This window comes from Nocardioides sp., from assembly GCF_044226305.1.
GTDB lineage: Bacteria > Actinomycetota > Actinomycetes > Propionibacteriales > Nocardioidaceae > Nocardioides.
In genome coordinates, this window is the sequence record NZ_JBGAHF010000011.1 from 75892 (window position 1) to 99757 (window position 23866).

27 protein-coding genes are annotated in these 23866 nt (G+C 73.3%); 13 read left to right on the forward strand and 14 right to left on the reverse strand.

Going from position 1 to position 23866, the window contains the following annotated elements; all coding sequences use genetic code 11:
• Window positions 1–7: 7 nt before the first annotated feature.
• Entirely contained in the window at window positions 8–1162 is a 1155-nt protein-coding gene (locus ACILQ5_RS13295; RefSeq protein WP_395658489.1) for an acyl-CoA dehydrogenase family protein, read from the reverse strand.
• A gap of 77 nt (window positions 1163–1239) precedes the next feature.
• Here ACILQ5_RS13295 and ACILQ5_RS13300 point away from each other — a divergent pair, with 77 nt between their 5' ends.
• The 5 genes from ACILQ5_RS13300 (at window position 1240) to ACILQ5_RS13320 (ending at window position 4690) form a co-directional block, all read left to right on the forward strand.
• Complete coding sequence (locus ACILQ5_RS13300) at window positions 1240–2010, forward strand: hypothetical protein (RefSeq protein ID WP_395658490.1); 771 nt, start codon at window positions 1240–1242, stop codon at window positions 2008–2010.
• Between the two features lie 29 nt (window positions 2011–2039).
• A complete protein-coding gene (locus tag ACILQ5_RS13305; RefSeq protein WP_395658491.1) occupies window positions 2040–2558 on the forward strand; it encodes a hypothetical protein in 519 nt (172 codons plus the stop codon).
• Window positions 2559–2568: 10 nt separating this feature from the next.
• Window positions 2569–3180 carry an alpha/beta hydrolase gene (locus ACILQ5_RS13310; protein ID WP_395658492.1) on the forward strand — a complete coding sequence of 204 codons (612 nt, stop codon included), beginning with the start codon at window positions 2569–2571 and terminating at the stop codon, window positions 3178–3180.
• Window positions 3177–3689 (forward strand): gluconokinase, encoded by a 513-nt coding sequence (locus ACILQ5_RS13315; protein ID WP_395658493.1) that lies wholly within the window; start codon window positions 3177–3179, stop codon window positions 3687–3689. Before ACILQ5_RS13310 ends, ACILQ5_RS13315 begins: the two co-directional genes overlap by 4 nt.
• Window positions 3690–3763: 74 nt before the next feature.
• Window positions 3764–4690, forward strand: a complete 927-nt coding sequence (locus ACILQ5_RS13320; protein ID WP_395658494.1) for a DUF1707 domain-containing protein — start codon at window positions 3764–3766, stop codon at window positions 4688–4690.
• Between the two features lie 24 nt (window positions 4691–4714).
• Here the strand turns inward: ACILQ5_RS13320 and ACILQ5_RS13325 are convergent, their stop codons facing one another.
• A complete protein-coding gene (locus ACILQ5_RS13325) occupies window positions 4715–5386 on the reverse strand; it encodes a hypothetical protein (protein WP_395658495.1) in 672 nt (223 codons plus the stop codon).
• On the reverse strand, window positions 5383–6576 hold the full coding sequence (gene glgA, locus ACILQ5_RS13330; RefSeq protein WP_395658496.1) for a glycogen synthase: 1194 nt from the start codon (window positions 6574–6576) through the stop codon (window positions 5383–5385). The genes ACILQ5_RS13325 and glgA overlap by 4 nt, the downstream gene beginning before the upstream one ends.
• Window positions 6577–6613: 37 nt before the next feature.
• On the opposite strand from glgA, the gene glgC reads away from it, so the two are divergent.
• Both glgC and ACILQ5_RS13340 read left to right on the forward strand, forming a co-directional pair.
• Window positions 6614–7861: a glucose-1-phosphate adenylyltransferase gene (gene glgC / locus ACILQ5_RS13335; protein ID WP_395658497.1), complete on the forward strand. Its 1248-nt coding sequence runs from the start codon at window positions 6614–6616 to the stop codon at window positions 7859–7861.
• A gap of 134 nt (window positions 7862–7995) precedes the next feature.
• Window positions 7996–8595, forward strand: a complete 600-nt coding sequence (locus ACILQ5_RS13340; protein ID WP_395658498.1) for a hypothetical protein — start codon at window positions 7996–7998, stop codon at window positions 8593–8595.
• Here ACILQ5_RS13340 and ACILQ5_RS13345 read toward each other — a convergent pair.
• Window positions 8522–9088: a mismatch-specific DNA-glycosylase gene (locus tag ACILQ5_RS13345; protein ID WP_395658499.1), complete on the reverse strand. Its 567-nt coding sequence runs from the start codon at window positions 9086–9088 to the stop codon at window positions 8522–8524. The genes ACILQ5_RS13340 and ACILQ5_RS13345 overlap by 74 nt on opposite strands.
• A 56-nt stretch (window positions 9089–9144) precedes the next feature.
• Between ACILQ5_RS13345 and ACILQ5_RS13350 the strand changes: the two genes are divergently transcribed.
• A complete protein-coding gene (locus tag ACILQ5_RS13350; protein WP_395658500.1) occupies window positions 9145–9621 on the forward strand; it encodes a hypothetical protein in 477 nt (158 codons plus the stop codon).
• Here the strand turns inward: ACILQ5_RS13350 and ACILQ5_RS13355 are convergent.
• Together ACILQ5_RS13355 and ACILQ5_RS13360 are read right to left on the reverse strand one after the other, a co-directional pair.
• Entirely contained in the window at window positions 9596–10840 is a 1245-nt protein-coding gene (locus ACILQ5_RS13355; protein WP_395658501.1) for a phosphodiester glycosidase family protein, read from the reverse strand. The genes ACILQ5_RS13350 and ACILQ5_RS13355 overlap by 26 nt on opposite strands.
• A 19-nt stretch (window positions 10841–10859) precedes the next feature.
• Window positions 10860–12419, reverse strand: a complete 1560-nt coding sequence (locus ACILQ5_RS13360; protein WP_395658502.1) for an alpha/beta hydrolase family protein — start codon at window positions 12417–12419, stop codon at window positions 10860–10862.
• A gap of 72 nt (window positions 12420–12491) precedes the next feature.
• Between ACILQ5_RS13360 and ACILQ5_RS13365 the strand changes: the two genes are divergently transcribed.
• Complete coding sequence (locus ACILQ5_RS13365) at window positions 12492–13655, forward strand: site-specific DNA-methyltransferase (RefSeq protein ID WP_395658503.1); 1164 nt, start codon at window positions 12492–12494, stop codon at window positions 13653–13655.
• On the opposite strand, the gene ACILQ5_RS13370 is transcribed toward ACILQ5_RS13365, so the two are convergent.
• Both ACILQ5_RS13370 and ACILQ5_RS13375 read right to left on the reverse strand, forming a co-directional pair.
• Window positions 13652–15064: a wax ester/triacylglycerol synthase family O-acyltransferase gene (locus tag ACILQ5_RS13370; protein WP_395658504.1), complete on the reverse strand. Its 1413-nt coding sequence runs from the start codon at window positions 15062–15064 to the stop codon at window positions 13652–13654. The two genes, ACILQ5_RS13365 and ACILQ5_RS13370, sit on opposite strands and share 4 nt — an antisense overlap.
• A gap of 88 nt (window positions 15065–15152) precedes the next feature.
• Window positions 15153–16367: a serine/threonine-protein kinase gene (locus tag ACILQ5_RS13375; RefSeq protein ID WP_395658505.1), complete on the reverse strand. Its 1215-nt coding sequence runs from the start codon at window positions 16365–16367 to the stop codon at window positions 15153–15155.
• 193 nt (window positions 16368–16560) lie between these two features.
• Between ACILQ5_RS13375 and ACILQ5_RS13380 the strand changes: the two genes are divergently transcribed.
• Genes ACILQ5_RS13380 through ACILQ5_RS13390 form a run of 3 tightly spaced genes read left to right on the forward strand, consistent with a single transcriptional unit; the run spans window position 16561 to window position 19118 of the window.
• Window positions 16561–16872, forward strand: coding sequence for a hypothetical protein (locus ACILQ5_RS13380; RefSeq protein ID WP_395658506.1), 312 nt, complete (start codon window positions 16561–16563; stop codon window positions 16870–16872).
• Between the two features lie 58 nt (window positions 16873–16930).
• Window positions 16931–18028, forward strand: a complete 1098-nt coding sequence (locus ACILQ5_RS13385) for an aromatic acid exporter family protein (protein WP_395658507.1) — start codon at window positions 16931–16933, stop codon at window positions 18026–18028.
• A 7-nt stretch (window positions 18029–18035) separates the two neighbouring features.
• On the forward strand, window positions 18036–19118 hold the full coding sequence (locus ACILQ5_RS13390) for a DNA polymerase IV (RefSeq protein WP_395658508.1): 1083 nt from the start codon (window positions 18036–18038) through the stop codon (window positions 19116–19118).
• A gap of 47 nt (window positions 19119–19165) precedes the next feature.
• Here ACILQ5_RS13390 and ACILQ5_RS13395 read toward each other — a convergent pair whose 3' ends face one another.
• The 3 genes from ACILQ5_RS13395 to ACILQ5_RS13405 are packed head-to-tail and all read right to left on the reverse strand — an operon-like array spanning window position 19166 to window position 20384.
• Complete coding sequence (locus ACILQ5_RS13395) at window positions 19166–19546, reverse strand: VOC family protein (protein ID WP_395658509.1); 381 nt, start codon at window positions 19544–19546, stop codon at window positions 19166–19168.
• Window positions 19546–20070: an SRPBCC family protein gene (locus ACILQ5_RS13400; RefSeq protein WP_395658510.1), complete on the reverse strand. Its 525-nt coding sequence runs from the start codon at window positions 20068–20070 to the stop codon at window positions 19546–19548. The genes ACILQ5_RS13395 and ACILQ5_RS13400 overlap by 1 nt, the downstream gene beginning before the upstream one ends.
• The gene (locus ACILQ5_RS13405) at window positions 20067–20384 is read right to left on the reverse strand and encodes an ArsR/SmtB family transcription factor (RefSeq protein ID WP_395658511.1); all 318 of its coding nucleotides are present in this window, start codon (window positions 20382–20384) and stop codon (window positions 20067–20069) included. Before ACILQ5_RS13405 ends, ACILQ5_RS13400 begins: the two co-directional genes overlap by 4 nt.
• 137 nt (window positions 20385–20521) lie before the next feature.
• Between ACILQ5_RS13405 and ACILQ5_RS13410 the strand changes: the two genes are divergently transcribed.
• On the forward strand, window positions 20522–21025 hold the full coding sequence (locus ACILQ5_RS13410) for a GNAT family N-acetyltransferase (protein ID WP_395658512.1): 504 nt from the start codon (window positions 20522–20524) through the stop codon (window positions 21023–21025).
• Here ACILQ5_RS13410 and ACILQ5_RS13415 read toward each other — a convergent pair.
• The 3 genes from ACILQ5_RS13415 to ACILQ5_RS13425 all read right to left on the reverse strand — a co-directional run bounded on the left by ACILQ5_RS13415 (window position 21022) and on the right by ACILQ5_RS13425 (window position 23859).
• Window positions 21022–22014 (reverse strand): IS481 family transposase, encoded by a 993-nt coding sequence (locus ACILQ5_RS13415; RefSeq protein ID WP_395657418.1) that lies wholly within the window; start codon window positions 22012–22014, stop codon window positions 21022–21024. The genes ACILQ5_RS13410 and ACILQ5_RS13415 overlap by 4 nt on opposite strands.
• Before the next feature lie 125 nt (window positions 22015–22139).
• Window positions 22140–23270: a glutamate--cysteine ligase gene (locus ACILQ5_RS13420; protein ID WP_395658513.1), complete on the reverse strand. Its 1131-nt coding sequence runs from the start codon at window positions 23268–23270 to the stop codon at window positions 22140–22142.
• Between the two features lie 37 nt (window positions 23271–23307).
• Window positions 23308–23859 carry a DUF402 domain-containing protein gene (locus ACILQ5_RS13425; protein WP_395658514.1) on the reverse strand — a complete coding sequence of 184 codons (552 nt, stop codon included), beginning with the start codon at window positions 23857–23859 and terminating at the stop codon, window positions 23308–23310.
• Window positions 23860–23866 lie beyond the last annotated feature (7 nt).

Consider the following 23866-nt stretch of genomic DNA (forward strand, 5'->3'; position numbering starts at 1 on the left):
CGTCCCCTCAGAGTCCCAGGATCGTGCGGGCGATGATCTGGCGCTGCACCTCGTTGGAGCCGCCGTAGATCGAGGCCTTGCGGAAGTTGAGGTAGACCGGCGTCGAGCGCCGGGTCCACCACGGCAGGTCGGTCGCACCGTCGGCGGCGCCGCTGGCCAGCGACGCCGGGCCGGCCAGGTCGACGACCAGCTCGGTCACCGCCTGCTGGAGCTCGGTGCCCTTGAGCTTGAGCACCGAGGAGGCGGGGTGCGGCTTGCCGTCGGCGGAGTGCGCGACGACGCGCAGCGCGGTGAGCTCGAGCGCGAGCAGCTCGTTCTCGAGCTCGACGAACCGGGACGCGACCAGCGGGTCCTCCAGCATCGGGCCGGCCCACTCCTTGGCCTGCGCCAGCACCCGCTTGGTGGCACCGACCGGGGCGACACCGACGCGCTCGTTGCCGAGCAGGAACTTCGCGTAGTCCCAGGCGCGGTTCTCCTCGCCGACCAGGTTCTCGACCGGCACCCGGACGTCGGTGAACCAGACCTCGTTGACCTCGTGGCCGCCGTCGATCAGCTCGATCGGCCGCACCTCGACGCCGGGGGAGGTCATGTCGATGAGCAGCATCGAGATGCCGGCCTGCTTCTTGGCCTCGGGGTCGGTGCGCACCAGGTTGAAGATCCAGTCGCCGTACTGGCCGAGGGTGGTCCAGGTCTTCTGCCCGTTGACGACGTACTCGTCGCCGTCGCGCACGGCCCGGCACTTCAGCGACGCGAGGTCGGAGCCGGCGTCCGGCTCGGAGAACCCCTGCGACCACCAGATGTCGAGGTTCGCGGTCGGCGGCAGGAACTTCTCCTTCATCTCCTGCGAGCCGAACTGCGCGATCACCGGGCCGATCATCGAGGCGTTGAAGGCGAGCGGCACCGGGACGTAGGCCCGCTGCATCTCCTCGTGCCAGATGTGGCGCCGCAGCGGCGACCAGTCCTGGCCGCCCCACTCGGTCGGCCAGTTCGGCACCGCGATGCCGGCCGCGTTCATGATCTGCATGCTCTCGACGATCTGCTCCTTGGTGAGCTCTCGTCGGTCGCGCACCGCGTCCCGGATCTCCTGCGGGATCTTCGTGGTGAAGAACTCCCGCATCTCGTCGCGGAACTCGGCGTCCTCCGCCGACAACGCCAGCTGCATCGTGGTCCTCCTGTCGTGGTGCAGCCCACGTTACTGGCAAGTACGACGACGTGGGTCGGCCGGTCATACTGAGGGCGATGCGACGCGTGGAGATCGACTGGGTGAAGGCGGTCGCGGGGGCGCTCGCTGCCGTCGCGTCCGCGGTGCTGCTGTCGACCCTCGGTGCCGCCGGCACCATCCTCGGCGCCGCCATCGGCAGCCTGGTCGTGACGATCGGCAGCTCCCTGTTCAGCCAGGGGCTGACGACCACCCGGGAGACGCTCACGAAGGCGCAGGCCAAGGCCGCGCAGGACGTCGGCATCGCGGAGGCGGAGGTGCTCCGCGCCGGCCGGGCCGAGGACACCCTCACGCGCGAGAGCCACCTCGAGCACGCCGAGGAGCGCCTGGCGGCGGCGAACCGCGAGCTCGACGAGGCCGCCCTGGTCGCCGCGCAGGGCACCGTCGAGGGCCCCGGCTGGCGCGAGCGGCTCGCGGCGCTGCCGTGGAAGCACATCGCGTGGGTCAGCGCCGGGCTGTTCGTCGCCGCGCTGGTCGCCATCACCGCCTTCGAGGTCGTCTCCGGCCGGACCGTCTCCTCGATCACCGGCGGGTCCGACAACACCGGCACCACGATCGGTCATGTCCGGGACGGCTCCGGGGGGAAGAAGGACCCGCAGCCGAGCGAGACGCCCGAGCCGAGCGACTCGGCCAGCCCGAGCGAGGGGACCGAGGAGAGCCCGTCGCCCACCCCGACCCCGACGCCGACGGAGTCGCCGACCGAGTCGCCCTCGGCGACGACGACGCCGTCCGACACCCCCAGCGCGTCCCCTGCGGGAACGGAGCGGCCCGCCGGGAGCGCCTCCCCCTGAGCGCGCGTCGCGCTCCGTACAGTGCTGGGGTGCGACGCCTCATCCCTTCCCCAGCCCTCGTGGTGGCGACCCTGGCCCTCGTCCTCGCGGCGAGCGGGGCCGGCTACGCCGCCGGCAAGATCGGCACGCGCGACCTCGTCGACTCGGCGGTCACCAGCGCCAAGGTCAAGGACGGCACCCTGCAGCCGGCCGACCTCGGTCCCGCGGTGGCCCGGACGATGCAGGTGCGCGCCTACACCAGCGTGGTGGTCAGCCCGAGCTTCGAGATCGACACGACCCGCACCAAGGGGTTCTCGACGCTCACCCACCCCGACGTCGGGGTCTACTGCCTGACCCTGACCGACCCCAAGCTCGACGCCTCCACCACCGCGCCGGTGATCTCGGTCGACTGGGACAACTCCTCGGGCACCAACCTCGCGGCGTACCTCTCGAAGTCCGCGTTCGGCTGCCCCGAGGGCACCGACCTCGGCGTCCGGACGTTCTCGTTCCGGGCGGGCAAGCCGTTCCGGCCCGCCGACACGGTGGCGTTCACGCTGCTCGTCCCCTGACCGGCCCGCGGTGGCCGAGGCGCGTCTGCTCGACACCCGCGTGCCCCGCGTCCCGGAGGCCGCGGCCCTGGTGCTGCACGGCGGCGCCAGCCGACCCGGGAGCCCGGACGTCAGCCCGGCCCAGCTCTCGGTGCTGCGGATGGTGCCGGTCGCCCGTCGCCTGGCCCGCGCCGGCCGGGGCCGGCTCGCGGTGCACCGGCTGCTGAACTCCGCCCGCGGGTGGGACACCGCGCACACCCCGGTCGACGACGTGCGCTGGGCGCTCGACCGCGTCCGCGAGCGGTACGGCGACCTGCCGGTCGCGCTCGTCGGCCACTCGCTCGGCGGCCGGGCGGCGCTGCTCGCCGGGGGCGCCTCCGGCGTCCGCAGCGTGGTCGCGCTCAACCCGTGGGTCTACCCCGACGACGACGCCGACCTGACCGGGCGGCGGGTACTGGTCGTGCACGGCACCGAGGACCGCGTCGCCTCCCTGGAGCGGGCCCGCTCGGTGGTGCGCACCCTGCGCCGCCGTACCGACGTGGAGCTCCGTGAGGTGCCGGGTGGCAAGCACGCGATGCTCCGGCACGGCCGGGTGTTCGAGGACGCGGCCGCCCGGTTCGTGGTGGAGACGGTGCTCCCGTGACCGCGTCCGGGGTGGCTCCGGGGACCCTCGTGGTCGTCATGGGCGTCTCGGGCTCGGGCAAGTCGACGGTCGGGGTGGCGCTCGCGCAGCGGCTGGGCGTGCCGTTCGCGGACGCCGACGACCTGCACCCGCCGGAGAACGTCGCCAAGATGTCGGCCGGTCACCCGCTGGACGACGACGACCGCCACCCCTGGCTGGAGTCGGTGGGCGCCTGGCTGGCCGCCCACCCCGACGGCGGGGTGATGAGCTGCTCGGCCCTCAGGCGCCGCTACCGCGACCAGCTGCGCCACCACGCGCCGCGGGTGCGGTTCCTGCTGCTGGACGGGCCGGAGGAGGTGATCGCCCGACGCCAGGCGGACCGGCCCGGGCACTTCATGCCGGCCTCGCTGCTGCGCTCGCAGCTCGCCACGCTCGAGCCCCTGCAGCCGGACGAGGACGGGATCGTCATCGACGTCGGCCAGGGCGTCGACCAGGTCGTGCGGGAGTACGTGGACGCCGCCGGACTCTGACCCGGAGGAGACCCGTGCGCACGGGGGTCGTGGTTCTGGCCCTCGGAGTGGTCGTCTGGCACTACGGTGCACTCGTGAGCACGCCGGACCAGCGCGCACGCGACAAGGATCGGGACGCCGCGATCAAGACCGTCGAGGCGGCCTGGGCCGACGGCCAGATCGTCGAGGCCGACCGCGACAAGCGGGTCGCGGAGATCGGCCACGCCCAGACGCTGGGCGAGATCCAGATGCTCGTCCACGACCTGCAGCCGCCGGCGCCGACGCCCTACTCGGCGCCGATCCCCGCTCCGGTGCTGCTGCCCGAGGAGCCGGCGTCGCCACCGGCCCCGGTGCCGGCCGCGCCGACGCCGGCCGCGTCGCCGTACCCGGCCGTCGACTACGGGCCGCCGGCACCGCACCCGAAGTCCCACCCGGGCTCCGGCTCGACCAAGAAGGTCTCCAAGGGGGTCTTCCTGGTCCCGCTCGTCGTGGTAGCGGTCGTCGGGTTCGGCATCGTCGCCGGCATCGTCGCGATCGTGCACGCCATCAGCGACAACGTCTCCAACGGCGGCAGCGTCTTCGGCGGGGAGCCCGTCGACGTCCTCAGCGTGGAGGGGTACGACGACCTGCTCGCCGCGGTCCGCGACGAGACCGGGTCGACCGAGGCCTTCTCGGCGGTGCTCTACCCGACCTACGCGGTCGTCGAGCTGCCCGTCGACAAGACCACCCAGCACGAGGACTACTGGTACTGGGACGGCCACGACCTCTCGTCGGAGGACGTGAAGAGCAGCTCGTCCTACGAGCGCACCGACCTCTCGACGGTCGACGGCCAGGTCGTCGTCGACCTGGTCCAGAAGGTGCGCCGCAAGATGAGCGACGAGTCGACCTGGTACGCGATCGTCCGCGCCCCCGACGAGAGCGGTGCTGCGGTGTGGGTCTACGCCTCGAACGAGTACGGCGACTCGGTCTACCTGGGCGCGAAGGCCGACGGGACGATCACCTACGACTCCACCAAGCACTGACCCGGCGCACCTGGAGCCGGAGGCCTACGAGGTCGGCTGGAGGGCGTAGAGGTAGCGGCTGGTCGGCACCAGGTCGAGGTCGTGGTCGGCACCGATCCGGGCGACGCTGGCCATCAGGTCGGTGATCCGGCGCCCGAGCTCGGCGTCGTCGCCGCCGCTGCCGTAGAAGGCGTGCACGTCGGTGATCCCGGCGCTGGAGAACAGCTCCTCGACGACGGCGTCGACGCGCGGGGCGTCCGGGGTGACGGCCTCGGTGACGATGTTCTGCACGTAGCCGAACGTGGCCTGGGTGCGGATCGCGATCGGCGTGTGCTCGACCATCCAGCGGCGCAGCCACTCCTCCTGGGAGAGGTCCCCCGGGCGCCGGAGCACCGCGACGTTGGCGAGCGCGTCGGCGCGGGTGCCGTCCCACGCCTCCGGCGGGTCGAGCCGGCGCCGCTCGTCGACGGCGTACCCGTGCACCAGGGCGGCCACCCGCTGCAGCGTCTCGGCCACCGCCGCCGGGTCGGCGCCCCAGGTGCTGACCACCGCCGCGACCGGCGGGTCGAGCTCGGGGATCCGCATCGCCGCCGCGACCGGCTCGTCGTCGACGTTGACCTGGAGGCGGTCGACGCCGGCGGCCCGCAGTGCGGCGTGCAGGTCGGGCTCGTGGAGCGAGCCGGTCAGCCCGCGGAGCAGGAAGACGTGCTTGGTCACGAGGGGAGCACCGAGCGGTAGACCTCGACCGTCCGCTCCGCGATCGCGTCCCAGGAGAACGCCTCGATCGCGCGCTCCCGGCCCGCCCGCCCCATCATCGCGGCGCGGTCCGGGTCGGACACGACCGCGGTGAGCGCAGCGGCGAAGTCGGCGACGTACTGCTCCGGGTCGAGCGGGGTGCCGGTGCCGTCGGTGGCCTGGTCGATCGGCACCAGGGCGCCGGTCTCGCCGTCGACGACGACCTCGGGGATGCCGCCGGTGGCGGTCGCGACGACCGCCGTCTCGCAGGCCATCGCCTCGAGGTTCACGATGCCGAGCGGCTCGTAGATCGACGGGCAGGCGAACGCCGTCGCGCCGGTCAGCAGCGCGACCACGTCGGGCCGCGGCAGCATCTCGGGGATCCACACGACGCCGGACCTGGTGGCCCGCAGCCCGTCGGTGAGCGCCTCGACCTCGGCCATGATCTCGGGGGTGTCCGGCGCGCCCGCGCAGAGCACGATCTGGACGTCCTCGGGCAGCGAGGCGCAGGACCGCAGGAACAGCGGCAGCCCCTTCTGCCGGGTGATCCGGCCGACGAACACCACCGACGGCCGGTCCGGGTCGACGCCGAGCTCCCGGACCCGGTCCGGGTCGTGGCGGGGGGACCAGTCGGCGGTGTCGATGCCGTTGTGCACGACGTGCACCCGCTCGGGGTCGATCACCGGGTACGACGCCAGCACGTCGTCCCGCATCGCGGACGACACCGCGATCACCGCGGCGGCCGCCTCGTACGCCGTCTGCTCGATCCACGACGACAGGGCGTAGCCGCCCCCGAGCTGCTCGGCCTTCCACGGCCGCAGCGGCTCGAGCGAGTGCGCGCTCACCACGTGCGGCACGTCGTGCAGCAGTGACGCGAGGTGGCCGGCCATGTTGGCGTACCAGGTGTGGGAGTGCACCAGCTCGGTGCCCGCGCAGCCTGCCGCGATCGTCAGGTCGACGCCGAGCGTGCGCAGCGTCGCGTTCGCGCCGGACAGCTCGGCGAGGTCGGGGTACGACGACGTGAGCGCCTCGTCGCGCGGCGCGCCGAACGCGTGCACGTGGGCCTCGACGTCGGCGCGGGCGCGCAGGGCCCGGACCAGCTCGGCGACGTGCACGCCGGCGCCGCCGTACACCTCCGGGGGGTACTCACGGGACAGCACGTCGACTCGCACGCTGCCGAACCTACTCGTCGGGCACTACGTTGGACACATGGCGCTCAGCTCCCGGAAGAAGGTCCTCGCGATCGTCCTGGCGGGAGGGGAGGGCAAACGCCTCATGCCGTTGACGGCGGACCGCGCGAAGCCGGCGGTCCCGTTCGCCGGCATCTACCGCCTGATCGACTTCGCCCTGTCGAACGTCGTCAACTCCGGCTACCTCCAGGTCGTCGTGCTGACGCAGTACAAGTCGCACAGCCTCGACCGGCACGTCACCCAGACCTGGCGGATGTCGACGATGCTCGGCAACTACGTGACGCCGGTCCCGGCGCAGCAGCGGCTCGGCAAGCACTGGTACCTCGGCAGCGCCGACGCGATCTACCAGTCGCTCAACCTGCTCCGTGACGAGCAGCCGGACATCGTGGTGGTCGTCGGCGCCGACCACGTGTACCGGATGGACTTCAAGCAGATGGTGAAGTCGCACATCGCCAGCGGCGCGGCGTGCACCGTGGCCGCGATCCGGCAGCCGATCGAGCTCGCCGACCAGTTCGGCGTGATCGACGTCCACCCCGACGACCCCGCGAAGATCCGGGAGTTCCTGGAGAAGCCCACCGACCCGACCGGGCTGCCCGACAGCCCCGGCGAGGTGCTGGCGTCGATGGGCAACTACGTCTTCGACGCCCAGGCCCTCATCGACGCGGTCACCCGCGACGCCACCGAGATCGGCTCCAAGCACGACATGGGTGGTGACATCGTGCCGTCCTTCGTGCGCCGCCAGCAGGCCGGCGTCTACGACTTCAAGGACAACGACGTCGCCGGCTCCACCGAGCGCGACCGCGACTACTGGCGCGACGTCGGGACGCTGGGGTCCTACTACGCCGCGCACATGGACGTGGTCTCACCGCTCCCGGTGTTCAACCTCTACAACTTCGAGTGGCCGCTGTTCACCTCCTACGGCCCGCAGCCGCCGGTCAAGCTGGTGCAGGGCGCGGCGGGGGAGATGCCCGGGGCCGACGAGGCGGTGCTCTCGCCGGGGGTCGTCGTGACCGGGGGCCAGGTGCGCCGCTCGGTGCTGTCACCCGCCGTGCGGGTCGACGCCGGGGCCGAGGTCACCGGGTCGGTCCTGATGAACGGGGTCCGGGTCGGGGCCGGCGCCGTGGTGCGCAACGCGATCATCGACAAGAACGTCGTCGTCCCGCCCGGGGCCGAGCTCGGGGTCGACCACGCGGCCGACCTGGCCCGCGGGTTCGTGGTCGAGGACGGCCTGACCGTGCTCGGCAAGGATCAGGTCTTTCCTGCCTGAGGGTGTTGCCGTCGGCGGAGGTGGAGGCGCATCCTCGATGCAGGAGGCCCGCGATGAGAACTTCCACCCTTCCCGACGGAATGCCGGTCCTGTCCCGTGGACGGCACCGGAGCGCCAGACGCGGGGCGTGCTTCATGGAGCTCGCCTCGGTCCTGGCCGGTGAACGGTGGAGCGACCATCCGCCGTGCACGCACGCGCTGCTCGCGCAGCTGGCCCGCCAGGTCAACGACGCGATCTCCGACGAGGGGCGCCGGCAGCTGCCGCCCCTGGTCCCGTCGGTCATCGGGCGGGTGGGCGACGAGGACACCTCGCTGCACCTCGCGGTCGCGGTGGCCACCCGCCAGCTGCTCGACCAGCCGGAGGCGACCCAGCGGGTGCTGGCCGCCGGGCTGGTGCGGGCCGTCGAGGTGTGCGGCGACGACCCGAGCCTGGCCGGGACCCGCGACCGCGCGCGAGCGGCCCTGGACCTGGTGCCGGGTGCGGTCGCTTGGGTGGAGCGGCTCGACGTCCGGGGCCGGATCAACCGCAAGGCCTTCGCCGAGCGCTGCGCCCCCACGATGGTGCGCTGCACCGTCGAGGGCGTGGTCACCTCCGGCGGCCCGGAGGCCGACCCGCGGCTCCGTGACCTGCTCCAGGCCGGTATCGCCGCCGTCCCGGCACCTACACCACGCCGGCAGCCCGAGCAGCCGCGGCGTACGCCTCCGCCAGCGACGCCGTGGTCTCGTGGGCGTTGAGCCCGCTCGGGTTCGGCACCACCCACACCCCGGCTCCCTCGAGCGGCTCCGGCTGACGCCCGGCCACCGCCTTCGGCTGCCCGAAGGCGGTCCGGTACGCCGTGATGCCGGCCACCGCGACGACGCGCGGCCGGACCCGTCGCACGGTCTCCACCAGCTCCTGGCCGCCGGCGCGCAGCTCCTCGGCCGTCAGCTCGCTGGCCCGGGCGGTCGCGCGCCGGACCAGGTTGGTGATGCCGATCCCGCGGCCCTTCAGCCGGTCCCGGTCCTCGTCGGTCATCCCGGCTGACGGGCTGACGGGCTCGGTGATGATCCCCGCGAGGAGGAGCGCGGGGTAGAACCGGTTGCCCGGATGGGCGAAGTGCGTCCGGGTGGCCGCGGTCCACAGCCCGGGGTTGATGCCGACGAAGAGCAGCCGGACGTCCGGCCCGAGGAGGTCGGGCACCTCGTGGTCGCGGTAGGACTCGAGCTCGGCGCGGGTGAAGCGGGGCACCGGGGAAGCCTGCCACGGAGACGGAACCGCCCGGTCGCCGCTACCGTCCCATGCACATGCGCCCCCTCCTCGGAACCCTCGCCCTCCTGCTCGTGCTCGCCGGCTGCGGGAGCGACACCGCCTCCGACGTCGGGTCCGGCGACGACCAGGACCCCAGCGACGCCCCGACCGCAGCGGGGACGACGGTGACGATCGTCTCCGCCACCTCGGGCCGCGGCGACCCGGCCACGCGGGCGACGTTCCTGGCCAGCGACGGCGCGCTGGCGTCGTACGTCCAGCAGTTCGACGACGGGTTCGCGGCTGCCGTGACCGAGGCGGCCGACGGCGTCGAGGTCGACGACGGCGAGGTGCTGATCGCGCAGGTCGTCTCGATCGGGTGCGACAAGCCGGTGGACGCCAGCGTGCGGACCTTCGAGGACGGCGTGGCGATCGTGCCGACCCCGGTCCCGACCCCGCACATGGAGTGCGTCGCGGCCGTGACCAGCGTCGGCCTCGCGGCCGTCCCGGTCAGCCTCGAGGGCGGTGGTAGGTGATCGACACGGCGTTGGCCACCCAGCGCTCGAAGCCGTCCGACGGGGTGTTGAGCACCGCCGTCGCGCCGCGCCGGTTGCGGCCGACCATCGTCGAGGAGCCGCCCCCGTCGAGGTTGACGGCCTCGTCGGCCCCGAGGTCCACCATCAGGTCGGCCAGCTCGACCATCGTGTAGCCGCGGCTCCGCTCGGTGCGCCCGTCGACGACGAGCAGCAGGACCTCGCCGGTGTCGGCGTCGACGCCGACGGCCGTGCGCGGCGCGAGGATCGTGTCGTCCACGGCTCGGATGACGCCGTCGTGGACGAGGAAGTGGTTGCCGCTGATCGCCATCTGCGGGTGGTCGGCCAGCGACCACTGCGCGCGCACCCGGGTCCCGGTCGGCAGCTGCTGACGGAGCAGGTCGGCGCTGTCGCCGCGACCGATGAGCAGGAAGCCGTCGATCGCGCGGTCCGAGGAGAGCCGGGGTCGGTTGCTCACCACGCGACCGCCCTCGACGGTGACCTCCCGGACCCGCTCGTGCTGGCCCTGGGTGACGCCGTACCCCGCGGTCCGGCCCCATCGCGGCGTGTAGATCCCGATCCCGCCCGGGGTCACGAACGGCGAGTTGAGGTTCGTGACCGCCAGTCGCGGGTGGTGCAGCACGGTCGCCGTCATCGGCAGGTCGCCGATGTCGGCGTGGCCGCGCCGGTCGATGAAGAACGCGTTGTTCCAGCCGTCCTCGCGGGCGTGCAGCAGCCCGCGCTGCCGGTCCTTGCCGAGGCCGAGCGGTGCGCCGGTGTGCCCGATGTCGTAGAAGTCGCCGTTGACCCCGGCGACCGCGTGGTCCCTGGCCAGGATGTCGCGGACCGGCGCCACCCGGCGGACGGCGCCGATGCTGGCGTAGTCGATGCGCAGGCCCGGCGTGCTCGGGTCGACGGTGAGCAGGTGGGCGACGATCGGTCCCCGGGCGTCGGTCTGGGTCCAGCGGGTGTAGCGCACGCCCGGCGCCACCCGCCAGCTGACCCGGTGCTCGGTGGTGGTGCGTGGGTGGGCGCTGGTGCGCGGTGCGGCGACCGTCCCCGGCTCGTCCCCCGAGGAGGTCCGCGGGTGCAGGGCCCGCGGTACGTCGGGCGTGCGGCCCGCGCCGCCCGACGGGTGCGACGGGTCCCCGGCGAGGGCGGGCGCTCCGGCAGCCAGGGCGCACGCGACCAGGCCGGCAGCGAGGGTCAGGCGGGTGCGCACCTCTGCAAGGCTATGGCTCTCACCGGCCCACGACGGGGAGGTGGACGGCCGTGTCCTCGAGGACGACGGCCCCCGGCGTCCGGCTGCCCATGCCGACGAAGGTGTCGCTGACCGGGGAGGCGAGCACGTAGAGCGTCTGCCCGGCCGGGACGTCGACCGCGACCGACGGCAGGTCCACCCGGCGCCGCTCGCCGACCACCGGAGCGGTGGTGCTGAGCGGGAGCACGTTGTTCTGCACCAGGTGCGCGTCCGCGGGCGAGGTGCCGACGGCGAGGCCGTAGAACGCGCGGTTGTTGACACCGAGCGCGGTCAGGGTCCCGGTGAGGTACGGCGTGCCCGCGACCCGGACCGGACCCTGCGCGACCGCGTAGGCCAGCGGCGCACCGCCGGTCTCGGGGGTGGCGACCGTGCCGACGTCGTACGTCGTGTCGGCCCGCACCGAGCCCACGGTGGTGCAGGTGCTGTCGGGCGTGGCCAGGTGGTAGCGGCCGTAGCCGCGCAGGCCGGTGTCGCGGCCGCGGAGCTGCTCGTCGAGGAACCGGACCGTGAGGTCGGTGAAGTCGCCGCCGGCGAGCCGCTCGCTGCAGGGGTCGGAGTCGACCGTCACGCCGCTCGGGAGCACGGCGGGCAGCGTGTGGCCGCCGTTGTAGGCGACGAAGATGCTGTGCCGGCGAGCGCGGGCCGTGATCGCCGTGTGCCAGTTCGCGAGCCCCTGCTGGAGCGGGAAGAGGGTGTCGGTGGTGCCCTGGCCGAGCAGCACCGGGATGTCGAGGCGGGGGCCGTGGGCGAGCTGCCACTTCGGGCCGTTCCGCCGGAAGAAGCTCGCCATGTCCTCGGTGCCCGGGATCGACCCGTCGGGCCAGGTGCCGGTCGCCGCTCCTTCGACGAGCGCCTGGTAGACGTTCGGCGGGAGCGCGTCTGAGGGCACCGCACCGGCGCTGAGCGCCAGCGCCCACTCGGTGCGCACGACGCCCTCCGGGGCGATGCTGTCGCTGAGGTCGTTCCAGGTGATCTCGGGCGCGAGCGCGTCGAGGACCGGCGTGCCCTTCGCCCGCAGCTCCTCGAACGCGGTGAGGAACTGGTAGCCGCCGCCGTAGCTGCCGCCGATCGCCGCCATCCGGGGGTCGCCGGGGCCGTCGAGCTGCACCCACGGCAGCCGGGCGACGAGTGCGACCAGCCGGCGGACGTCGTGGCCCTCCACGCGCGGGTTCTCGACGTAGGCGTGCCCGCCGCTCTCGCCGAAGCCGCGCTGGTCGAACGAGATGACGGCGTACCCGTGGGCGAGGAGCTTCTCGAACGCCGCGGGGTCGGTCTCGCGCTGGCCGGCCCAGCCGTGGCTGTGCATCACCATCGGCACGCGGTGGCGTGCGGTGGCGCCGGCGGGCCGGAACAGGGTGTAGCAGATCTCGACGGGCGCGGTCGTGCCCGGGTCCGGGACGCTGGTGAGGCAGCCGTCGGTGGTCGTGACCGCCGCGGCGGACGTGGTGGCGGACGTGGTGGCGGACGGGGTCGCGGCGGCGGCGGTCGTCGGGACGACCAGCGAGGCGGCGAGCAGTGCGGTGGCGACAAGGGTCTTCATCTCGGGTGGTCAACGGCGGGCACGAGCCCGGGGTTACTCAGGTCCGCCGGCGAGACGGCTAGCCTCGGGCGCGTGGCGGGGCCGTGGAACACCTTCGTCGAGGGCGACAACCTCGACGTGCTGCCCACCGTCCCCGACCTCGTGGGCGGCCCCGTCGACCTGGTCTACATCGACCCGCCGTACAACACCGGCAACGAGTTCGCCTACCAGGACGACTTCCGCGGGCACGCGCACTGGGTCGCGATGATGCGGCCGCGGCTGGTGGCCGCGCGCGAGGTGCTGCGCGACACCGGCGCGATCTTCGTGAGCATCGACGACCACGAGGTCGCGCACCTGCGGCTGCTCATGGACGAGGTGTTCGGCGAGCAGAACCTCCTCGCCCAGGTCGTGGTCAACCTCAACCCCAAGGGCCGGCAGCTCGGCGGGGGCTTCGCGACCAGCCACGAGTACCTGCTCGTCTACGCCCGCGACGCCCGCCGCTGCGTGCTGGACGCGACCTCGCCGGACGCCGTGGACGCCGCCGACTTCCCGCTGACCGCCCCGGACGGTCGGCGGTTCCGGCACCTGCCGCTGCGCAACACGAACAAGAAGTTCAACCCGGTCACGGCGCCGACCCTGCACTTCAGCGTGTGGGGTGACCCCGACAGCGGGCGGGTCGCGACGACGCCGTTCGACGGCGCCGTCGAGATCGGACCGGTCTTCGGTGACGGACGCCCGGCGGTGTGGCGCTGGAGCCGGCCGCTGATCGACCAGCGGCCCGACGACCTGGTCTGCCGCCGGGTCCAGGGGCGGCTGGGGGAGCGGGTCGACGTGTTCCAGCGCGACTGGCTGCTCCGCGACGTCCCGGGCGGTCGCCGCAAGAAGCTGCGCACGATCTGGCTCGCCGAGGAGGTCGGCTCGACCGACACGGCCGTCCAGGAACTCAAAGACCTCGTCGGCCACGTCTTCGAGTCGCCCAAGCCGACGGGGCTGGTGCGACGGATCCTCGGCACCATGCCCGACGACGCCGTCGTCCTCGACTTCTTCGCCGGCAGCGGCACCACCGGGCACGCGGTCGCGCTCCAGAACGCCGCCGACGGTGGCACCCGGCGCTGTGTCAGCGTCAACTGCGCCGAGCCGACCCGGCCCGGCTCCAACGCGCACGCCGCCGGCCTGCTCACCGTCGCCGACATCACCCGCGCCCGGCTCCGCGCGGTCGCGGCGACGCTGGGCGGCGGGCTCGAGGAGCCGACCTAGACGCCGGCCGCCTTCTCCAGCGCGGCGACCTCGTCGTCGAGGTGGACGAGCAGCCGCTGCAGGCGCGGCACGGTGCGTCGGCAGCCGATCAGCCCGAAGCCCATGTTGCCGTCGTACGACGTGCAGGTGATGTTGAGCGCCATCCCGTTGATCGGGATCGACAGCGGGTAGGTCCCGACCATCTTCGCGCCGTTCCAGTAGTGCGTGGTCCGCGGGCCGGGCACGTTGCTGATGATCAGGTTGTACGGCGGCCGCACGATGCCCTGCATCCGCAGGATCGGCGCCACGATCGCCGGGGCCTGCCCGAGCGCGCTCATCGCCATGATCTGCGTCGGCGTCATGCTGGAGAGCGCCTCCTTGCCCTCCTTCATCGAGCGGTGGATCCCCTCGAGGCGGTCGGCCGGGTCGGCGAGGTGGGTGCCGAGCTGGCACATCACGGCGCCGATCGCGTTGCCGCCGTCGGTCGACGCGGTGCCGGACTCCTTGGCCCGCAGCCCCACGGGCACCATGGCGACCAGCGGGGTGTCGGGCAGCGCGTCGAGCTCCTCGAGGTAGGTGCGGACCGCGCCGCTGCACATCGCGAGCACGACGTCGTTGATCGTCGTTCCGGTGGCCTTGCCGATCGCGCGCAGCCGCTCGATCGGCCAGTCCTGGGCGGCGAACCGGCGGGACCCGGTGATGGTGCGGTTGAAGATGGTGCGCGGCGCGTAGAGCGAGATCGACGAGGTCTCGTTGCGCACGCCGCGGTTGAGGGTCCGCACCAGGGCGCCCGGCATCCCGGCGGCCTCCGACGCGATGCCGAGGGCGGACCGGAAGGCGGCGGTCGGGATCTCCGACAGGCCGCCGCCGGAGCGGCTGCCCTTGTCGGCGTCGCCGCTCCTCGGCCGGCGGGTGCGCGCGTCCCAGGGGGCCGGCATGTCGCGCCTGTCCGGGTCGGTCGAGAGGACGCCCTGGAGCAGCCGCATCGCCGAGATCCCGTCGACCAGCGCGTGGTGGGTCTTCGTGTAGAGCGCCACCCGCCCGTCGTGCAGCCCCTCGATGACGTGCGCCTCCCACAGCGGGCGCTCCCAGGCGAGCCGGGTGCTGTGCAGGCGGCCGGCGAGCTCGAGGAGCTCGCGGACCCGGCCCGGCTGCGGCAGCGCGCTATGGCGGACGTGGTGCTCGATGTCGAACTGCTCGTCCTCGACCCAGACCAGCTGGCCGGCCGTCGAGAGCGAGCGGTGGGGCCGCTTGATGAACAGCGGCGCGATCTCCTCGACGTCCCGCATCGCCTCGTACATCTGCCGGGCGTAGTCCCGGCCGGCGCCCTCCGGCTTCTCGAAGAGCTGCAGTCCCCCGACGTGCATCGGCATGCTGCGGTTCTCCGCCAGGAGGAACGCCGCCGACGTCGGGTCGATCGGTGAGACCACGCTGTTCCCCCTGCTGCTCGACGGTCCACGCGACCGTGTGGCGTCCGAGTGTGACCGGTCGTGACGGCCGCCACAACCTCCGGGTCGGTCAGTGGTGCGGTTTCGGCTTCTTCGGCGCCTTCTCGTGGTGCGCCTTGTCGTGGTGCGGCTTGGGGTGGTGGGGCTTGGGGTGCGGCTTCGGTCCGTGCCCGGGCGGCGCCGCGTGGTGCGCGGGGGTCCGGGTCGCGGCGACCGGGGTGGCCGAGGGCGTCGGGGTGCTGCTCGCCCGGGGGGTGGCGGAGCGGTCCGACTTCGGACGCTCGGAGGTGCCGGCGGCGGCCGCGGTCGGCGCGGCGCCGTCCCCGCCCTGGAGCGCGGCGACCGTGAAGACGGCCAGCAGCACCGCGGCGGTCCCGACGACGATGCCGATCCGGCGCCGGGTCCACGGGCTGATGACCTGCGGGGCCGCGGGTGGGGCCGCGGCCATCGGCGGCAGGACCACCGTGCGGGTGGTGGGCGCGTCCGCCGCCCGCTCGGCGACCTCGGCCGCGGACGGCCGGTCGCCGGGGTCGCGCGCCAGCATCGCGCGGACGAGCGTGCGCAGCCCGGTCGGCAGGCCACCCGGGAGGTCGGGCGGGTCGTCGCGCAGGTGCGCGAGCGCGGTGGCGACCGGGGTCTCGCGGCGGAACGGGGAGACGCCGGTGAGGCACTGGTGCGCGACCACGCCGAGGGAGTAGACGTCGGACGCCGGGGTGGCCCGCGAGCCGCCGGCCTGCTCCGGGCTGAGGTAGTCGGCGGTCCCGACGACGAACCCGGTCTCCGTGAGCGGCTCGGCGCCGTCGGAGCGGGCCACGCCGAAGTCGACGATCACCGGAGAGCCGTCCGGGGTGACCAGGATGTTCGAGGGCTTGAGGTCGCGGTGCACGACGCCGGCGGCGTGCGCCACGGCGAGGGCGTCCGCGACGTCGGTGAGCAGCCGGGCGACGGTGTCGGGCGCGAGCTGCCCACCGTCACGGAGCCGGTCGGAGAGCGCCGTGCCCTGGACGAGCTGCATGACGACGTACGGCGTGGTCCCGGCGGCTGTCTCGGCCTCGCCGTAGTCGAAGACGCGGACGATGCCGGGGTGCTGGAGCCCGCCGGCGAACCGGGCCTCGGCGCGGAGCCTGGCCCGGTGCACGGGGTCGCCGTCGCTGCGCAGGAGCTTGAGCGCCACCTGCCGGTCGAGCCGGGCGTCGTGGGCCTCGTAGACCGTGCCCATGCCGCCGGAACCGAGCCGGCCGACGATGCGGTAGCGGCCGTCGAGGAGGTCGTCGCCCGGGGTCACGGAGAGGGTCGTACCCAGAACCGGGGGTCCCGCAACGTCTGCCGGTCGTCCGACCGGGCCAGGTGCCGTCCACAGGGGCGTCGTCCGGACGCCTCGTCCCCAGGCCACTCGGCGACGGCCGCGGACGGTCCGTGCCCGGACCTAGCGTCGCCCGTGCGTCGGACCCGCCGGCGCGGGAGCCTCGGGAGTCGCCGTGAAGTGGATCATCTGCATCGCCCTCGTCGTCACGACCTGCGTCGGAGGTGCCGCGGGCGTGGCGCTCGCCGCCGGCGGGGAGCCCCCGGGCGACACGATCGTCGACGTGACCGGGGACGCGGCCAACGGGTTCGAGATCTGGCACTACGACGGGACCGGCCAGTTCCCGCCCACCGACTCCGAGGCGCGTGCCGAGTGCTCGGAGTACGACCGGCGCCTCGACCGGGTGCGCTGCCGGGTGGAGGTCCGGACCTGGTACCGCGACCTCGCCGACCTGGAGCAGGCGCTGGACTGGGCGCACGCCCAGTGACCGGGAGCGGCGGCCGCGACGGTCCGGAGGGCTGGCGCCCCGTGGGAGGATCGCGGCCATGGAGGCGGTGCCGCTCGAACGGCTGTGGGACCGCGGTCGCACCTCGGCCCGGGCCCGGCTCCGGCGGTTGCAGTCGAAGTCCTGGCAGATCGGGCAGTGTGCGGTCGCCGCCGGGGTCGCCTGGTTCGTGGCTGCCGACCTGCTCGGCCACACCACCCCGTTCTTCGCGCCGGTGGCGGCCGTGGTCGCGCTGGGCACCTCCTACGGCCAGCGGCTGCGCCGGGTCGCGGAGGTCACCATCGGCGTGGCGGTCGGCGTCTTCCTGGCCGACCTGCTGGTCGTCTGGCTGGGCTCGGGGGCGTGGCAGATCGGGCTGATCGTCGCGCTCTCGATGACGGCGGCCTTCCTCCTCGACGGCGGTCAGCTGTTCGTGACCCAGGCGGCCGTGCAGTCGATCGTGATCGCCGGGCTGGTGGCTGCCCCGGGTCAGGCGTTCACCCGGTGGACGGACGCGGTCGTGGGCGGGCTGGTGGCCCTGGTCGCGGCGACGGTCGTGCCCGCGGCACCGTTGCGGCGCCCCCGCGAACAGGCCGCGGTGGTCGCCCGCAAGATCGCCGCGCTGCTGCGCGCGGCCGGCGGGGTGATGACCGAGGGCGAGTCGGACCAGGCGTTGGACCTGCTGGCCGACGCGCGCGGGACCGACTCCCTGATCCGCGAGCTCCAGGACGCTGCGGACGAGGGGCTCTCGGTGGTCGACTCCTCGCCGTTCCGGGTCCGGCACCGCGACGACCTGCGCAAGATGGCCGACCTGGTCGAACCGCTCGACCGGGCGCTGCGCAGCACCCGGGTGCTGGTGCGGCAGACCGCGGTGGCCGCCTACCACCGACGACCGGTGCCGAAGTCCTACGCGCTGCTCGCCTTCGACCTCGCCGACGCCACCGACGCGGTGGCCGAGGAGCTCGCCGCCAACCGGCTGGCGGCGGAGGCTCGCCCCGCGCTGCTCGCGGTCGCCGACGCGACGGGGCGGGTGGAGCGTTCCGAGGTGCTCGCCGCCGAGGCGATCCTCGCGCAGCTGCGCTCGGTGGTCGTCGACCTGCTCATGGTGTCGGGCCTGGACCAGCTGGAGTCCACCGACTCCCTGCCCCCGCCCCGGTGAGTCGCCGGTGACCGACCAGCCGTGGGTGCTGCACGTCGACCTCGACCAGTTCATCGCGGCGGTCGAGGTGCTCCGGCGCCCGGAGCTCGAGGGGCTGCCGGTGGTCGTCGGCGGGCGCGGGGACCCGACCGAGCGGGGCGTGGTGTCGACGGCGTCCTACGAGGCGCGGGCCTTCGGGGTCGGCTCCGGGATGCCGCTGCGGGTCGCCGCCCGTCGGTGCCCGGACGCGGTCTTCCTGCCGGTGGACCGGGAGGCGTACGACGCCGCGTCGGTCGAGGTGATGGAGGCGCTGCGCGACCTGGCGTGGGGCGGCGTCCCGGTGGTCCTGGAGGTCCTCGGCTGGGACGAGGCCTTCCTGGCGGCGGGGGCCGGTCACGGCGAGCTCGGTGACCCGCGCGCGTTCGCGGAGGAGGTGCGGGCCGCGGTCCTGGCGGCGACCGGCCTGCACTGCTCGGTCGGCATCGGCGACAACAAGCTGCGCGCCAAGATCGCCACCGACTTCGGCAAGCCTCGTGGGGTGTGGCAGCTGACGGCCGAGAACTGGTCCGAGGTGATGGACGACCGCCCGACCACCGCGCTGTGGGGCATCGGGTCGCGGACGGGGAAGAAGCTGGCCGCGCTCGGGATCGACACGGTCGCCCAGCTCGCTGCGTCGGACGCCCGGGTGCTGGCGGCCGAGCTGGGCCCGACGATGGGGCCCTGGTACCTCCGCCTCGGCCGGGGCGTCGACAGCAGCCGGGTGGACGCCACGCCGTGGGTGCCGCGGGCGCACGGCCGGGAGGAGACCTTCCAGTCCGACCTCGAGGACCCCGACGAGGTCGCCGCGGCGGTGCGCGCCCTGACCCGGCGCGCCCTCGAGGACATCGACGCCGAGGGCAGGCCGGCGGCTCGTGTCGGCCTGAAGGTCCGGCTGCGGCCGTTCATCACGCTCAGCCGCAGCCTCACCCTGCCGGCGCCGACGAACGACCCCGCCGTGCTGGAGGCCGCCGCGGTCTCGCTGCTCGACCGGCTCGAGCCGCGCGACCGGGAGCGGCCGGTGCGGCTGCTCGGCGTCCGCCTGGAGATGGTGCCGCCCCCCGAGGGCTACTGACCGCTCCGGCACGGTGTCGTCAGTGGACGTGTCGTGCCCGGGTCGTGTCAGTCGGCCACCCTCGGGAGCTCCCACGTCGACAGGCAGAACGGATGCCCCGCCGGGTCGGCGTACACGAGACAGTGGTCCGCGTTGGGCTGGTGCTCGAACCGGGTGGCGCCGGCCGCGAGCACCCGCGCTCCGGTGGCCTCCAGGTCGTCGACGACGAGCTCGAGGTGCATCTGCATGCCCACCTCGCCGCCCGGCCAGGTGGGTGGCCGGTGGTCGTCGACCTGCTGGAACCCGAGGGCACCGTTCGGCCCCTCGACCAGGGCCCAGTGCTCGTCGCCCCGTGCGACCCCACCGGTGATCTCGGCGTAGAACCGCGCGAGCGCGATGGCGTCGGGCGCGTTGACCGTCGTCATGCTGAGCCTGATCAGGTCCGACATCACCCGATCTCCATCTGCTGGTACTCGGGCGTGAGCTCCTCCCAGCGTCGCTTCCAGCCGGGCGCCCCGGCATCGGAGCCCCAGCCCTCCGGGTGGACCGGGCCGTCGGCCTCCAGCGACCGGCCGAGGTCCTCGAGGTGGACCCGCCAACCCGACGCGTGGAACGGCAGGTGCGTCGTCGGCAGACCTCGCTCCTCGACCACCAGCCGGGTCCGGGCGCCCTCCTCGGTCAACCACGCCTCGATCTGCCCCTCGTCGTCCGTCCCCGGCTCCGTCGTCAGCAGCAGGTGGTGGGGTGCATCGCACACCTCGACGCGCACCGGGCCGGTCCAGGTGCTCGTGAACACGACCTGGACCGTGCCGCCGACCTGCAGGTCGCCGTCGACCCGGGCGATCCAGCGGGCCAGCCGCTCCGGGGTCGTGCACGCCTGCCAGAGGTCGTCGATGTCGGTGTCGTAGAGATCCTCGACCCGGACCGCTCCGCGGGTCCCGTCGATGGCTCGCATGGTCGCGCTCGTGGTCATCGTCGTGCCTTCTTTCCTCGTGCGATCTCGGTGTGGAGGGCGTCGAGCCGGCTCTCCCAGAGCCGGCGGTACCGACCCAGCCACTCGTCGACCTCGACGAGTGCCTCGGGGCGGAGGGTGTAGATCCGGCGCTGCGCGTCCTGGCGTACGTCGACCAGCCCTGCCTCGCGCAGCACCCGCAGGTGCCGGGACACCCCCGGTCGAGCGATCGGCAGGGCCTCGGCCAGCTCCCCGGCACTCGCCGGGTGGTCCCGGAGGATCTCGAGAACTGTCCGCCGGCTCTCGTCGGCCAGCGCGTGCAACACGGCGTCCACGACCTCAATGTAACCAGATTGGTACGTACCCGCAAGGTTACATAAGATCGGGGTCGACGTCGGCCGGGGCCGACGGATCCTCGCCACCTGACGGACGAGCGGGTTTGGCGCGGTTGCCGCGCAGGTACGACACCACCATGGTGCGGCTCCGCGTGGACGACTCGGTCACGGAGGACGAGAGTGCCGAGCTGTGGCCGGTCTACGACTCGGTCTTCGGTGACCACGCCGACGAGGAGACCTGGCGCAAGGCGGTCTGGGACGTGCACCGCGTCCGCAGCGGCTTCCGCCTCGCCCGCGCCTACGACGGCGAGCGCCTGCTGGGCTTCGCGTACGGCTACACCGGCGAGCCCGGGCAGTGGTGGACCGACAACGCGCGCCGGGTGCTGGAGCCCGAGGTCGCCGAGGCCTGGCTCGGCGGCCACTTCGAGCTGGTCAGCATCGGCGTCGCCGCTGACGCCCGGCGCGGCGGCGTGGGTCGGGGACTGATGCGCGCCCTCGTCGACGGCCTGACCCACGACCGCCTGCTCCTGATGACGTCGTCGGACCCGTCGGACCCGGCGCGGCGGCTCTACGCGTCCGAGGGATGGCAGGTCCTCGGTCCGGGACCGGGCGACGCGACCGTGATCATGGGTCGCGGCTAGCTGTACTGATCGGTGAGGTTGGTCAACCTGGTGATGGGTGCTGACCCGCCGATCGCGGTGTGGGGCCGGTGGTGGTTGTACTCGTGGAGCCATCCTGCCAGCGCTGCTCTGCGGGCGTGTTCGGAGCGGTAGAGCTTCTTGAAGGCCCAGCCCTGGGCCAGGGTGCGGTGGAAGCGTTCGATCTTGCCGTTGGTCTGCGGGTGGTAGGGGCGGGTCCGTTTGTGGGCGATGGCGAGCTCGGCGCAGGTGTCGCGCCACAGGAATGACCGGTAGCAGCTGCCGTTGTCGGTCAGGACCCGTTCCACGACCACGCCGCGGACCGCGAACCAGGCCACCGCACGGGTCAACACGGCGGCCGCGGTGGCGGCGGTCTCGTCGTCGTGGCACTCGGCGTAGGCCAGCCGGGTGTGATCGTCGATGACGGTATGCACGAAGCAGGTACCGATCTTTGGGTTGTGGTGTGCGTTGCGTGGCTTGCCCGGTGTGGCTGATCGGTTCCGATCTCCCTGCTGGCGACCGACATAGCGCCAGCCGCCGCCGTCGGGGATGTTGCCGAGCTTCTTGACGTCCTGATGCAGCAGCGAGCCGGGGTGGTCGTGCTCGTAGCGACGGATCGGCTCCCCGGTCGCACGGTCGACATGGGTGAGCCGGTTGATCCGGCACCGCACCAGCACCTTGTGCACCGTCGATGGCGCCACCCCGACTCGATCAGCGATCTGGACCGGCCCGAGTCGCTGCTTCCAGCGCAGGTGCACGATCTTGCGGACCACCGGTGCCGGCACCCGGTTCGGTGAGTAGTGGGGACGCGAGGACGCATCGTTCATTGCGTCCGGCCCGAGGAGGCGGTAGCGCTCGGCCCACCGCTTCGCGGTCGGCCAGGACACGTCGTAGCGCTCGGCGGCCCGTGCGATCGGCCAGTCGTTCTCGACAATCAGACGCGCCAGCCGCAGACGAGCGCGAGGGGTCAGTGCAGCGTTAGCGTGGGACACGAAGACCTCCAGGTGGCGGAGCCGGTTCTTAGACAGCTCCACTCCACGCCCGGAGGTCTTCGCCTTCCAAGCTCATTCAGATCGTGTCGTCACACGATCTCGACCAACGTGCCCGATCAGTACAGCTAGCCCAGCTCGGCGCGGAGCTCGCCGACGACCGAGTCGACGACGGCGACCAGGTCACCGTCGGTGGCTTCCGCGACCGCCCGCTGCCGCTGGTAGGACGCGCCGCGGCGCGGGATGTCGGCGACGGCGGCGAGCTCGGCGGCGCAGCCGAGCCGCTCCGCGACCGGCTCCAGCCGGACGAGCAGGTCGGCGAGGTCGTCGGTGACCAGCCGCTCGTTCGAGGCGGCGTCGGTGATGACGATCGCGTCGAGGCCGTAGCGGGCTGCGCGCCACTTGTTCTCCTGCACGTGCCACGGCGGCATCGTCGGCAGCGTCTCGCCGGCGGCCAGGCGGGAGTCGAGGTCGACCACGAGGCAGTGCATCAGCGCTACGAGCGCGGAGAGCTCGGCGAAGTTCGAGACGCCGTCGCACACCCGGTTCTCCAGCGTGCCGTGCGCGACCGCGGGCCGCACGTCCCACCGGATCTCGGTGAGCTCGTCGATCACCCCGGTGACCACCTCGTCGTGCACGAAGGACTCGAACTCCGACCAGCGCTCGAACTGGAATGGCAGCCCGGCGGTCGGCAGCTGCTGGAACATCAGGGCCCGGTTCGACGCGTAGCCGGTGTCGATGCCGGCCCAGATCGGCGAGGACGCCGAGAGCGCCTGCAGGTGCGGGTAGTAGTTCAGCAGCGCGGAGAGCACCGGCATCACCCGCTCCCGCTCGGGCATCCCGACGTGCACGTGCACGCCCCAGATCAGCATCTGGCGGCCCCACCACTGGGTGCGGTTGATCAGCTCCTCGTAGCGGTGCCCCTCGCTGAGCTGCTGGACGGTCCACGACGCGAAGGGGTGGGTGCCCGCGCCGTACAGGTCGATGTCGAGGTCGTCGCCGGCCGGCACGACGACCTCGAGGGTGCGCCGCAGGTCCGTCATCGCCTCGTCGACGGTGTGGCAGACGCCGCTCACCAGCTCGACGGTGTTGCGCAGCAGCTCCTTGTGGAGCTTGTTCGGGTCCGCGAGACGTGGCTTCGCGCGGGCGAAGAGGTGGGTCGCGTCGTTGCGCAGGTCGCGGCTGCGGCGGTCGACGAGGGCCAGTTCCCACTCCACGCCCAAGGTGGGCTCGGGGGAGGCGTGGAAGTCGATGCGCACGCGGCCAGCGTTCCACAGCAGCGGGCGCGGGCCGGGCTCAGCCCGTCGTGAGATCGCGCACCCGGGCCAGCCAGGCGCTCGCCGTCCCGTCGTCCGGCCCGTCGTACGGCGGGGTGCCGGCCGCCACCGCCGCGTGCACCGCGTCGCAGGACGACGCCGCGGCGCGGACCACCTCGAGGGGGTAGCCCAGACGCACCCGGTGCTCGGCGAACTCGTCCTCGTCGTCGACCCAGACCCGGCCGGTGGTGCCGCGCACCACGTCCAGGTCGAGGTCGACCGCGCGCAGGGTGCTGCCGTCCCAGGTCGGCGGGGTGGTGATGTCGACGTAGACCTGGACCGGGCCGCCGACGTCGTGGAAGGTCGCCAGCCACCCGCGGGCCGCGTCCGGGCCGGCCGGCGGGACCAGCCCGACCTGGCAGGTCGGGGCGACGTAGGTCGCTCCGGGACGGGTCATCACGGTGCCCCGTCCGATGCCCAGCCAGTCGCCGTGCACGTCGCTGCCGAGGTAGGTCGCGTCGAACTCCCAGTGAGGTCGATCACCCCACTTCGTCATCACCACGCGGACCTCCGCGCCGGCCTCCCGGGTCATTTCTCCT